Here is an 11,664-nt window from a genome sequence, read left to right as displayed (position 1 = left end):
GTAGCTGTTGAGAAAAAAGTGCCTTATGAGAAATGTGAAAAATGTGACCGTACTGCTTACCGGAAAGCAAAAGAAAAATGCGATAGCCGTAAAAGCCAGTTAGAAAAGAAATATAAAAATATGACGATTGGTTATGAAAGTATCTTGTTTCTACTGGCATGGTACAGCATAACAACAACACTGTTTACTGCGATTCTTTCGCCGGTTTTCCTTAACGACTGTGTCGTCTTTTTCGGTGCGTTAGGAAAAGGAATGGGAAGTTTATTTCGGGAGTTTGTGACAGGTGCAGACTCTTTCGGACAGTTAAGCAGTGGAATACCTAACAGTATTCTTTCCGGGATTGTGTACTGGCTGATTGCCGGTACTGTCATGGCAATTTTATTCGTAATAACCGGGTGGCTGATAATCGGGATTGGTTATCAGGTAGGAAAAATCTACCGGAAATATTGTTGGGATATCATCAGTATCGTGGTAGCGATAACGAGTACAGCTGTTGTAATTTACTTTGGAGAATGGATTAAAAACGCTAATCCGATAAATCTTATTGTATTGCTATTACTGTCGCATATTATTTATATTGGAATCAGATGTTATGTGAAAGACTGGATGGAAGAACGAGGATATTATTAAAAGAGGACAGGGAAATTTCATAATCTTCCTGTCCTTAGTAAGGGACTATTGATTGTTTATATAAAGAAAAAGTATATAAATAAATCTTGACAATTAGTACGAACTCGGACTATAATACAAAAGTCCGGATTCGTACTAATTTAAGGAGGAAAAAGATGAGAAAAGATAATAATATGATAATACAGTTGCAACGATATTATGCTTTATGGAAAGAATGTACAGCAATGTATGAGGAATGGTCAAAGGATCAGGGACTGTCTTCAAATGGAGTTTTTGTTTTGCATTCATTTTATGAAAGTAATGGAAGATGCACGCAGAAAATGATAAGTGAAAAATGGAATATACCTAAGCAAACGGTAAATACGATACTAAAAGATTTTCAGAAAAAAGGATACATCAATATGGTATCTGATGATTCAGACAAGAGAAATAAGCTGATATGCCTCACAGAATCAGGAATGGAATATACGAAAGATATCATAGAAAAACTGCACTCAAAAGAAATATATGTAATCGAAAAAATGGGATTAGAGAATATAGAAAGTCTTAATGATAATACAGAGCTGTTTATCAGACTTTTCAAGGAAGGAGATTGTAAGAAAAATGAATCATAAATCATTATTTTTTAAATATGTTATTCCATCTATTATAGCATTTGCATTATCAGGAATATATGCGATAGTGGATGGATATTTTGTAGGCAATACCATAGGAGATGCTGGACTTTCGGCTATTAATATTGTATATCCGATTGAGGCTTTGATTCAGGCTCTTGGAACAGGAATTGGTATGGGAGGAGCTGTTTATTACTCAATTAATGCAGCAGAAAAGAAAGGAAAACGGGCAGAAGAATTTATTGCTACAAGCTGGTGGCTTCTTGTAATAGTAAGTGTTATCAGTACCATAATTATTTACTCCTTTTCGTCTAAAATTTTAGGATTGCTTGGAGCAGATGGAATTATATTAACAAATGCGACAGATTATATCAAAATTATAGCACTTGGAGCAATATTGCAGATTCTTGGAACTGGAATGATGCCATTCATTAGAAATTATGGAAACTCTTTCTGGTCAATGTTTGCGATGGTTGGTGGATTCATAACCAATATTGTTCTGGATTTTATCTTTGTATGGATATATGAAATGGGCATGAAAGGTGCAGCCACAGCTACAATAGCCGGACAGGGTGTGACTGCAGCAATTGCAATCATATACGCATTATATAATAAAAAGTTTTATGTGTATGTATCCTTAAAAAATGTAAAAGAAATGTGTGGCGCTATATTCAGAGTAGGTCTTGCACCATTTGGGCTAGCATTGACTCCTAATATTTCATTGGTGTTTATAAACCGATTCTCCGCTTCTTATGGGGGAGAAAAAGCTATTGCAACTTATGCATGTGTATCCTATATTATCTGTATCATATATCTCATATTGCAGGGCGTAGGTGATGGAAGTCAACCTTTAATGAGCCGTTTTTATGGTGAGAAGGATCAAGAAAGCCTGAGAGGAGTTCAGAGAATGGCATACATTTTTGCAATAATTCTTGCTGTTTGTGGTGGAATTATCATGTATGTAAACAGAGCAAATATTGGAGGGGTTTTCGGAGCTTCTTATGAAGTAAGTATTGAGATTTCTAAAATTGTACCTATATTTTTAGTGTCATTACCATTTGTTGCGATTACCAGAATAGCGACAGCTGGATTTTATGCTACTGAAAAAAGTGGATTGTCATACATTCTTACATTCATTGAACCAGTATTGATGCTGATATTTATGCTTGTTTTACCACCTTTATTTGGTGGACAGATTATGATATGGTGGAGTACGGTATTGGCACGTGTTTTTTCAGCGATTCTGGCATTCATACTAATAAAATATTGCGAAAAGGGAGATTTGCAATATGGAATACAGAAAATTTAACAATCAGATAGTAGCAAGAATAATCTAGGTTTATCTATTGTATTTTTAAGGACAGCCTCATAGCAATAGGGCTGTCCTTTTAAAATTATGAAGCTAATTTTTAATAAATTCTAGTAGATTTTGATTGGAATAATCATAACTCTAATGAATCTTCAGCATCTACCCACATCTGTAAATTCCCATCAAGATATAACCTTGCATATTCTAATGGCTCATCGATTGCAAGCGATGTCAAAGCACAATCAGATCCAGGTGTGGTTCTTAAATTTTTTTCTGCTTCCCAACAATCAATACGGAGTATATAGCCCGTATTAGTATATACATCAATGCTGTTGCACTGTGGATTGTATTCTGCAAATATTGTTCTCATCGTATCCCATCTCCTTATCATTTAATCACTCAGTAGTAGCAAAAATTACGAAGCATTTCAATCAGTTCACCATGTCACTTTTATTTTGTGTTATACTGTCTTATAGATTTTTCTTGCCCTTGTATTTGCCCTTATCAGAGTGCATAAACACTGATGGGACGATATAACACAAGGGAAATAATAAGGGAAAGCTCACCTGCGACAAATCCAGTGTTTTCAAGGGGTTGCGAAGAATTTAATAATAAAATATAACAGTTATTAAATTTCTTAAAACAGGTGAAATCTCAATCGGAAGTTGGAGGATACAAGCATGAAAATTGTAATCATTAATGGAAGTGCCAGAAAAGGAAACACGCTGACAGCAATCAATGCATTTATAAAAGGAGCATCAGAAAAGAATGAAATTGAAATCATTGAACCTGACAAACTCAACATTGCACCATGCAAGGGATGTGGTGTCTGTCAATGCTCTAAGGGATGCGTCGATAAGGATGATACAAATCCTACAATTGATAAAATTGCTGCCGCAGATATGATTCTTTTTGCTACACCAGTTTATTGGTGGGGAATGTCAGCACAATTGAAACTTATCATTGATAAGTGCTACTGCCGTGGATTGCAGTTAAAAAATAAAAAAGTTGGCACGATTGTTGTAGGCGGTTCTCCCATAGACAGTATCCAGTATGAGCTGATTGATAAGCAGTTTGACTGTATGGCAAAATATCTTTCATGGGATATGCTTTTCAAAAAATCATATTACGCAACAGCCAAAGATGAACTTGAAAAAAACAAGGATTCCATGAACGAACTTGAGGGGATCGGAAAAAATTTATAAAGCACGTTCCAAATTCCAGTTTGCCAACTTGCCCTTTGAGAGAGGAGAAATCCTTTTCTCAAAGGGCTTTTTCTATTTATACAGATATTCGCAAACTACAAGATAAAGCTAAAACTTCATATACTCTAATCACAGAGGAAGTGGAGGTTTTGATATGAGTAACAGTTTAGCAGAAGTACACCCGGAGCTTGTTTCGGAGTGGTCGGAGAAGAACTTACCGCTTACACCTGATGACATTACTTTCGGTTCAAATAAAAAAGTATGGTGGAAAGGTGCTTGTGGTCACGAATGGAAGACAAGCGTTAAGGCTCGTTCCAATGGAGAGAAATGCCCGATATGTTCCGGTGCGAGAGTGATTGCAGGGATTAATGATTTGGCAACATTAGAGCCGCTACTGGAAAAGCAGTGGTCGGACAGAAATTATCCGTTACTTCCAACTCAGGTTATGGTCTTTGCCAATCGAAAGGCTTGGTGGAAGTGTAAGGATTGTGGCAGAGAATGGAACACCCTTGCGTGGACGGTGCAAACTGGTTTAAGTCAAACGGGAAATGGCAAAGCCGCACTTATGAACCAAAGACGGGAGATATTATCGGGAGGGCAACGGTACAACAGACCACGTTGGTATCGTAGAGAAATGCGAGAATGGCACAGTTTATACCGTAGAGGGTAACTCAAGCGATGCCTGCAAGCAAAGACAGTACACAGTCGGAAGTAGCAATATTTATGGATACGGTATTCCGGCATATTAAAAATTCCAGACGGTGTCTGGAAAATCGAAAAGATGGCTGCTCAGTTGAGTAGCCATCGGGTACATTAAAGAGATTGCTTTTTTCAAATATAACAAGTATAATGAACATACCAAAGGTATGTAAGAAAGGATGGAAAATATGAGAAGAGATCCAGAAAAAACATATGAAAAAATATTAGAAGTTTCAAGTAAGTTATTTTTTGAAAAAGGATATGAAAACACATCTTTGCAGGATATTGTAAATAATTTGGATGGATTAACTAAGGGAGCGGTGTATCATCACTTTTCATCAAAAGATGATATATTGGATGCTATAGAGGATAAACTATTAGTAGAGAATAATCCGTTTAAAAAGGTATTAGTATATTCTGAATTAACAGGTATTGAGTTGATAAAAAAGGCTTTTTTGTTAGGAATAGAAGATCAAGAGCAGCAATATTATAACAAAATAAGTATGAAAATTTGGCGCCAAAGTGAAAAGATTCAAAGTCCTAAGATGATTGCAAAAATGATTGAAATTAATAAAAATATTTTGGCACCTGATTTATGCAAAATAGTAGAAAAGGGTATTAAGGATGGATCTGTAGATACAAAATATCCGATGGAGATTTCGGAACAGATATTATTACAAATAAATATAGGTTTGTTACTCGCGATTTCTGATATTACAGAGAAAGAATTAACAGGAAAAATAGAATTTATTTCAGAATGGACAAAAAATATGGGAGTAGATTTTTTAGATAAAGAATTAAAAGAGAAATTGAAACACGTCTTTATGGAATATTGTGAATAAAATGGGAATTTCCCCATTTTATTTTTTGAACATAACATACCATCGGTATGTAAAGGAGAAAAAAATGAATACATATTATTTATATTTAATAGGACAGGAAAACTCGCTGGTAATTAATCAAATGCTAAAATTTGCGTTATATATGTACATTTTAGATAATACAGGTTCATCAGTTATATATTCGAATATCATAGCATTTTCTATGCTACCAATAATTTTCTTTAGTCCAATTGCTGGCTGGATCTGTGATTATGTGAAAAAGAAAAAATTAATAGTTATGTTAGACTTTACATCAGGCATAATACTTAGCTTGTTTTTCCTTTTATCTAATAAAGTAATAGCAATTTGCATCATTTTATTTATATTAGGGATATTAGGGACGTTAGAAACACCAGCTACTCAGGCGGCAGTACCACTAATTACAGATGATTTAAATAAAACTAATACAGAAATAGCACAGATATCGTCTATTTCAGCAATATTAGCACCAATTCTAGGTGGAGTTATATATAATACATTTTCCATAAATAAGATTATTATTTTTTCTATAATTGGTTTTGGGATTACCGCTTTTTTGGAAAGTTTAATAAAAATGAAAAATGAACAATGCATAAGGGATAGTGCGATATTGGGAATAAAACAGGGAATAAAGTATTTGTTTGTGGAAGAAAAAGAAATTCTTAAATTAGTGTTGTATGCAGGCGTAATTTCCTGTGAAATAACAGGGCTGCTTACAATTGCATTTCCATATATCATAAGAAATACGTTACAGTATAGTACAACAGTCTATGGATATGCAGAAGGAAGCCTGGGAATAGCTGCAATCGGTGCAACTTTTTATTATTCTTTTACAAGAAGAAAGTGGGATAGTAATAAAACAAATAATCTTGTTATTGGAATAGGCGGGTGCGTTATGATAACGGGAATTATTTTGTGGATGTGTCAAACAAGGAATGTAATATTTATTACTATTTTGGTGCTATGTAGCATAATTCAGTTTAATATTAATATTTTTTCAATAGTATGTTTATCTGATATTATGAGAAAAACAAAAGAAGAATATATGGGGAGAATTATGGGATTTGTATCTATGATAACCAATATGTTTCAACCGATAAGCCAGATTATTTATGGGAGAGGGTTAGAATATACAATATCAGGGTTCGGAAAATTCCTTATTGTGATAGCAGTAAGTATTCTGGGAATTTCTTTATATAGAAAAAATGTAATAAAGAGAGAAAAAAAACAGTTGATTTAGAAGTTAACTGTTTTTGAAAGGCCGTTTTTGCTATATCTAACAGTCTGTTGTACAAAGAAGATTTTGCATTGATGAAAAAACAAACCTTGTTGAGGTTAAATTGAGATTGACTTTGTATTGTATAAGTATGAAATAAAAAGGAATCAGGTGATGTACAATGAAAAAGTATAAAATATGTAAAATCCTTCTTGTTATACTGGCAATTTTTTTATGTGTGGCTTTTTATGAATTGCTCGGAATCTGCGTTGCATATAAAAAGCAGCCGGAAGTGTCCAATACAACCAAAAAAGAAACAAAAAATGGGTCATGGAACGAATGCAGTGAAAATACAGAACGGGCAGTAATCATAGAAAAGAATCCAGAAGCGCTTTTACAAAGAGTGCGTTTGATCAAGAATGCAAAAAAGGAAATTATTCTTTCTACTTTTGCATTTCAATCCGATGAAAGTGGAAAATTGATTTTAGGAGCACTGCATGATGCGGCAGACAGGGGTGTACATATTCGTTTGTTAGTAGATGGAATGGAGAGCTGGATTGATATGGAAGGAAATCCGTATTTCTATGGATTATCTTCCCATGAGAATGTTGAAATTAAACTATATAATAAGGCCAATCCGTTGAAACCGTGGAAAATGATGGGTAGAATGCATGATAAATATTTGATTGCAGATGGAAAGAGATATATTCTTGGGGGAAGAAATACATACAATTATTTCCTGGGTGATTTTCCGGGACATAAGAACTATGACAGAGACGTGTTAGTGGTTTGCGATGAACCTGAGAAAGAAAATTCAGTTAACCAGTTGTTAGAGTATTTTGAAACGATATGGGAACAAGAAGACAGTGGTTATTTTCATGACAATAAAAAACTGGCAAATAGAAAATCTGTAAAGAACGCAGTTTTAGAGCTGCAGAACGGCTATCAGAAATATTTTGAAGAGAATAAGGAAAGAATCTGCGATACCGATTACACGGACGAAACTTTTGAGACAGAAAAGATTGCATTAGTGTCAAATCCTATCCACACAGGTTCCAAGGAACCAGTAGTCTGGTATCAACTGGGAAAACTAATGAAAAATGCAAAAGAGCGCGTGAAAATTCATACACCATATATTATTTGCAATGATATGATGTATAATACATGGAAAGAGATTGCGGAGAGAGTTCCGGATTTTTCTATCATGACCAATTCGGTTGCCAACAATGGAAATCCGTTTGGTTCTGCTGATTATGCGAGAAACAGAAACAGAATTTTAAATACAGGAATTGATATCTGGGAGTATGAAGGCGGCTATTCTTACCACGGAAAAAGCATCCTGATTGATGATGATCTATCCGTAATCGGTTCCTTTAACATGGATATGAGAAGCACGTATCTGGATACGGAACTGATGCTTGTAATACGTAGCAAAGAGATTAATAAACAGTTGGAAGAAGGCATGATGGAATATGAAAGAGTGTCCCGACAGGTATTGGAAGATGGAACCTATCGTGATCCGTATCATGTAGAGCCAATTGAATTGACAAAGAAGCGTCAGAGAAACGTACTTTTGGTACAGCATCTGCTTGGATGGGCAAGGTATCTGTTTTAATAAGGAGGAAGGAAAACGTGTTTCAAATATTGATTGTAGAAGATGATAAAGAATTAAGCCAGCTATTCCAAAAAGTGCTTGAGAAGAATGGATATCAGGTCAAAAGTGCATCGGATGGAGCACTGGCATTAGAAATATTGGATAAAGAGTATATTGATCTGATCATTTCCGATATTATGATGCCGGTTATGGATGGTTATGAACTGGTGTCGGAACTCCGTTCAGCAGGATATCAGATACCGGTACTTATGATCACTGCGAAAGGTTCCTTTGATGATATGCGCCAGGGATTTCTTTCGGGAAGTGACGATTATATGGTAAAACCGGTAAATGTGAATGAAATGGTTTTAAGAGTTGGAGCACTGCTTCGCCGTGCACAGATACTGAATGAACACAAAATTGTGATCGGTTTAACAGAGTTTGATTATGATGCAATGACGGTTACAACTGATAAGGAAAGTCTTGTTTTGCCTAAAAAAGAATTCCTGCTTTTATATAAGCTTGCAGCTTCGCCAGGCAGAACATTTACAAAACAACAGTTGATGGATGAAGTATGGGGATACGAGACGGAGGCAGACCCACATACGATAGAGGTACATATAGGAAGAATCAGAGAGCGTTTTAAAGATAACCCTGATTTTGAAATCGTAACAATGCGTGGAATTGGATACAAGGTGGTGAAAAAATAATGGAACAAAAGAAAGAAAAAGGATTGCGGATCCGATCCTGTCTGACTGGTGCAATCTGGCTGGCACTTGTATTTTCAACAGTCATATCTGCTTTATTATTTGCTTTTTTGAATCATTATTTTAATCTGCCGGGCAGCATATCTGTGCTTGGCTGGCTTTTGATTTTCAATACATTGATTGCAGGGCTGATCACTTCCTTTATCAATGCAAAGTTACTGGAACCAATTACCAGACTTAGTAAAGCAATGAAGGAAGTTTCTCAGGGAGATTTTGAACAGCATTTGGAAACGAACAGCCGTATAGCAGAAGTTGGAGAATCTTATCAAAGTTTTAACGTTATGACAAAAGAACTTCGTGCAACAGAGGTGCTGCAGATGGATTTTGTATCTAATGTTTCTCATGAGTTTAAGACTCCGATTAATGCCATTGAAGGATATACAATGCTGCTTCAGGGAGAAGAACTGTCTCCGGATCAAGAGGAATATGTAGAAAAAATCTTATTTAACACCCAAAGACTTTCCGGATTGGTTGGTAATATTTTGCTGTTATCCAAGTTAGAGAATCAGAATATACCAATGAAAAAAACAGAATATCGTCTGGATGAACAGATCCGCCAGGCATTTCTTTCATTGGAAACAAAATGGACAGAAAAAGAAATTGGTTTTCAGGTAGAATTGGAGGAAGTTAAATATACTGGGAATGAAGGACTTTTTATGCATATCTGGATAAATCTTTTGGATAATGCGATTAAGTTCAGCCCTTCAAAGGGGACAATTATGATGTTTCTGAAACAAGAACAGGATTCTGTTAAGTTCATTCTGGAAGATGAAGGACCAGGAATAGAGGATGATGTAAAATCCAGAATATTTGACAAGTTCTATCAGGTAGATGGATCTCATAAAGCAGAAGGAAATGGCCTAGGTCTTGCACTTGTAAAACGGATTGTAGATAGTGCCGGAGGAACAATCAAAGCAGAAAACCGTGAATATGGTGGATGCAGATTTGTTATAGAGCTGCCAAAGCAGAAAGATGAGATTATATAGTTTTAAGATAAATTAGAAGATGGGAGAATTTATATGACATTTTATCAGGAGTTGCAGTTAAATCAGGCAGGTTCTAAAAACCTGTTGAAAAAGAGTGAAACACTAAAAGAAAAATTATATCATATGTGGGTATATCTGGTGAAGATAGCTGTTACATTGGCATTTTGTTTTTTCTTTGTTAGTATTTTCAGCATCCTATTTGGAAATGAGAACAGCATTGTAGGTGTAGTAGTCTTATTATGTCTCATGGTGTTTAGAAATGCGGATCTGGGGATCCACACCGGACAATCTACGATGCTTTTGGCTTTGTTCTTTGTAATTATGACTGTATGTCCGCATTTAGCAAATCAGTTTTCACCGGTATTGGGAATGCTGTTAAATATTGCGGCACTGGCTGTGTTGATTCTGTTCGGATGCCATAATCCATTCATGTTTAATCAATCTACATTGGTTCTTGGGTATCTGCTGCTATATGGTTATGATGTTACGGGAAAAAGCTATCAGATGCGATTAGTCGGAATGGCTTTAGGTGCAGCACTTACCTGCTTCGTATTTTATCGAAATCATAAAAACAGAACTTATAAAAGAAATCTGAAAGATCTGATACAAGAATTTGATATCACTTCTTCCAGAACAAAATGGCAGATATGTCAGATTTTATGCGTACCGATTGTCCTTTGCATTGCAGAACTTTGTAATATGCCACGTGCAATGTGGGCTGGTATTGCGGCCATGTCCGCGATTTTGCCGTTTATGGAAGATATGCACTACAGAGTCCGTAAAAGAATTGTCGGAAATATTGCAGGTGTTATATGTTTTACAGTATTATATTTTCTGCTTCCTTCGTCAATCTATGCATATATAGGAATTCTTGGTGGAATCGGTGTAGGACTTTCAGCACAATATGGCTGGCAGGCAGTATTTAACACATTTGGTGCTTTAGCCATTGCTGCAGAGACTTATGGACTACAAGGAGCGGTTAGTCTTAGAGTGATTCAAAATGTTTTTGGTGTTGTGTTTGCTTTAGCATTTTGTGTTATATTTTATTGGTTTATGTCTAAAAAAAAGGAAAGTGAGGTGACCGTACATGCAGAGTGAAGTGAATCAGGAAGAAAATTTGAATAGAATTATTACGGTTCCTAATCTTCTTTCTTTTTTTCGGCTTTGTCTGATTCCGGTAATTATATGGAGTTATTGTGTAAAGAAAAATCCTCTGTTAGCTGGTGAAATCTTATTGCTGTCTGGTCTTACGGATCTTGCTGATGGATATATCGCAAGAAGATTCCATAGGATTAGTAATTTAGGAAAAATACTTGATCCGGTGGCTGATAAGCTGACACAGGCAGCGATGTTAATCTGTCTGTTTACTCGTTTTCCGCATGTGTTTCTTTTAATCGTAATAATGGCAGGTAAGGAGCTGTATATGGTAGTCAGTGGATGTCTTGTGATACGAAAGACAGGAAAAGTACATGGTGCAGACTGGCATGGAAAGATAGTAACCTTTTTATTATATGGAACTGCAGCGGTGCATATTATATGGTTCCACATTACACCGATGGTTTCAGATCTGTTGATTGGTTTGTGCGCTATAATGATGGTCATATCGGTCGCTCTGTATATTATCCAGAATACCAGGACTCTTAAGGGAGAGACTGTATAAGCAATTTTATATTGCAATGACTAGAAAAATATTTAGGAGAAGATAGATATAAACAGTAAGTCAAACACACAAACTATGGAGTCTTTAGTCGGTTTAATAAAATTTTAGATAGAAAATAAATCAT

At 35.5% G+C, this 11,664-nt stretch carries 12 protein-coding genes and 2 pseudogenes; 13 read left to right on the top strand and 1 reads right to left on the bottom strand.

The window, feature by feature from the left end; translation table 11 throughout:
* The 3 genes from PG840_RS15315 to PG840_RS15305 form a co-directional block, all read left to right on the top strand.
* Window positions 1-630 (top strand): DUF6040 family protein (locus PG840_RS15315; RefSeq protein WP_270613836.1); only part of this gene is annotated, 630 nt, incomplete at its 5' end.
* Window positions 631-785: 155 nt separating this feature from the next.
* Window positions 786-1,244, top strand: a complete 459-nt coding sequence (locus PG840_RS15310; protein ID WP_117485166.1) for a MarR family transcriptional regulator — start codon at window positions 786-788, stop codon at window positions 1,242-1,244.
* Window positions 1,234-2,553, top strand: coding sequence for an MATE family efflux transporter (locus PG840_RS15305; RefSeq protein ID WP_117485164.1), 1,320 nt, complete (start codon window positions 1,234-1,236; stop codon window positions 2,551-2,553). The genes PG840_RS15310 and PG840_RS15305 overlap by 11 nt, the downstream gene beginning before the upstream one ends.
* Window positions 2,554-2,686: 133 nt before the next feature.
* On the opposite strand, the gene PG840_RS15300 is transcribed toward PG840_RS15305, so the two are convergent.
* On the bottom strand, window positions 2,687-2,923 hold the full coding sequence (locus PG840_RS15300) for a DUF6061 family protein (protein ID WP_002578301.1): 237 nt from the start codon (window positions 2,921-2,923) through the stop codon (window positions 2,687-2,689).
* A 310-nt stretch (window positions 2,924-3,233) separates the two neighbouring features.
* Between PG840_RS15300 and PG840_RS15295 the strand changes: the two genes are divergently transcribed.
* The 10 genes and pseudogenes from PG840_RS15295 to PG840_RS15250 all read left to right on the top strand — a co-directional run bounded on the left by PG840_RS15295 (window position 3,234) and on the right by PG840_RS15250 (window position 11,540).
* Window positions 3,234-3,758: a flavodoxin family protein gene (locus tag PG840_RS15295; protein WP_270613835.1), complete on the top strand. Its 525-nt coding sequence runs from the start codon at window positions 3,234-3,236 to the stop codon at window positions 3,756-3,758.
* 154 nt (window positions 3,759-3,912) lie between these two features.
* Window positions 3,913-4,254: pseudogene (locus PG840_RS15290) on the top strand (zinc-ribbon domain-containing protein); the annotation flags it as partial.
* A gap of 14 nt (window positions 4,255-4,268) precedes the next feature.
* Window positions 4,269-4,507: pseudogene (locus PG840_RS16970) on the top strand (CHAP domain-containing protein); the annotation flags it as partial.
* A 138-nt stretch (window positions 4,508-4,645) separates the two neighbouring features.
* Window positions 4,646-5,299 carry a TetR/AcrR family transcriptional regulator gene (locus tag PG840_RS15280; protein WP_055158537.1) on the top strand — a complete coding sequence of 218 codons (654 nt, stop codon included), beginning with the start codon at window positions 4,646-4,648 and terminating at the stop codon, window positions 5,297-5,299.
* A gap of 64 nt (window positions 5,300-5,363) precedes the next feature.
* Window positions 5,364-6,557 (top strand): MFS transporter, encoded by a 1,194-nt coding sequence (locus tag PG840_RS15275; RefSeq protein WP_270613834.1) that lies wholly within the window; start codon window positions 5,364-5,366, stop codon window positions 6,555-6,557.
* Between the two features lie 157 nt (window positions 6,558-6,714).
* Window positions 6,715-8,148 (top strand): phospholipase D family protein, encoded by a 1,434-nt coding sequence (locus tag PG840_RS15270; protein ID WP_270613833.1) that lies wholly within the window; start codon window positions 6,715-6,717, stop codon window positions 8,146-8,148.
* A complete protein-coding gene (locus PG840_RS15265) occupies window positions 8,127-8,837 on the top strand; it encodes a response regulator transcription factor (RefSeq protein WP_270613832.1) in 711 nt (236 codons plus the stop codon). Before PG840_RS15270 ends, PG840_RS15265 begins: the two co-directional genes overlap by 22 nt.
* The gene (locus PG840_RS15260) at window positions 8,837-9,880 is read left to right on the top strand and encodes a sensor histidine kinase (protein ID WP_117558428.1); all 1,044 of its coding nucleotides are present in this window, start codon (window positions 8,837-8,839) and stop codon (window positions 9,878-9,880) included. Before PG840_RS15265 ends, PG840_RS15260 begins: the two co-directional genes overlap by 1 nt.
* Before the next feature lie 33 nt (window positions 9,881-9,913).
* On the top strand, window positions 9,914-10,978 hold the full coding sequence (locus tag PG840_RS15255) for an FUSC family protein (RefSeq protein WP_117558430.1): 1,065 nt from the start codon (window positions 9,914-9,916) through the stop codon (window positions 10,976-10,978).
* Entirely contained in the window at window positions 10,968-11,540 is a 573-nt protein-coding gene (locus PG840_RS15250; protein ID WP_117834787.1) for a CDP-alcohol phosphatidyltransferase family protein, read from the top strand. The genes PG840_RS15255 and PG840_RS15250 overlap by 11 nt, the downstream gene beginning before the upstream one ends.
* The last annotated feature ends 124 nt before the right edge of the window (window positions 11,541-11,664 follow it).

This window comes from Coprococcus sp. AM97-35, assembly GCF_027697525.1.
GTDB classification, from domain to species: Bacteria; Bacillota; Clostridia; order Lachnospirales; family Lachnospiraceae; genus Allocoprococcus; species Allocoprococcus comes.
The sequence above is the reverse complement of the archived record's forward strand: the minus strand, read 5'-3'. Positions and strand labels throughout refer to the sequence as shown.

Excerpts from the sequence above, each read along its gene's own strand:
- PG840_RS15310 (WP_117485166.1), top strand. The coding sequence starts at position 786 with ATGAGAAAAGATAATAATATGATAATACAGTTGCAACGATATTATGCT.
- PG840_RS15305 (WP_117485164.1), top strand. The coding sequence starts at position 1,234 with ATGAATCATAAATCATTATTTTTTAAATATGTTATTCCATCTATTATA.
- PG840_RS15300 (WP_002578301.1), bottom strand. The coding sequence starts at position 2,923 with ATGAGAACAATATTTGCAGAATACAATCCACAGTGCAACAGCATTGAT.
- PG840_RS15295 (WP_270613835.1), top strand. The coding sequence starts at position 3,234 with ATGAAAATTGTAATCATTAATGGAAGTGCCAGAAAAGGAAACACGCTG.
- PG840_RS15280 (WP_055158537.1), top strand. The coding sequence starts at position 4,646 with ATGAGAAGAGATCCAGAAAAAACATATGAAAAAATATTAGAAGTTTCA.
- PG840_RS15275 (WP_270613834.1), top strand. The coding sequence starts at position 5,364 with ATGAATACATATTATTTATATTTAATAGGACAGGAAAACTCGCTGGTA.
- PG840_RS15270 (WP_270613833.1), top strand. The coding sequence starts at position 6,715 with ATGAAAAAGTATAAAATATGTAAAATCCTTCTTGTTATACTGGCAATT.
- PG840_RS15265 (WP_270613832.1), top strand. The coding sequence starts at position 8,127 with ATGGGCAAGGTATCTGTTTTAATAAGGAGGAAGGAAAACGTGTTTCAA.
- PG840_RS15260 (WP_117558428.1), top strand. The coding sequence starts at position 8,837 with ATGGAACAAAAGAAAGAAAAAGGATTGCGGATCCGATCCTGTCTGACT.
- PG840_RS15255 (WP_117558430.1), top strand. The coding sequence starts at position 9,914 with ATGACATTTTATCAGGAGTTGCAGTTAAATCAGGCAGGTTCTAAAAAC.
- PG840_RS15250 (WP_117834787.1), top strand. The coding sequence starts at position 10,968 with ATGCAGAGTGAAGTGAATCAGGAAGAAAATTTGAATAGAATTATTACG.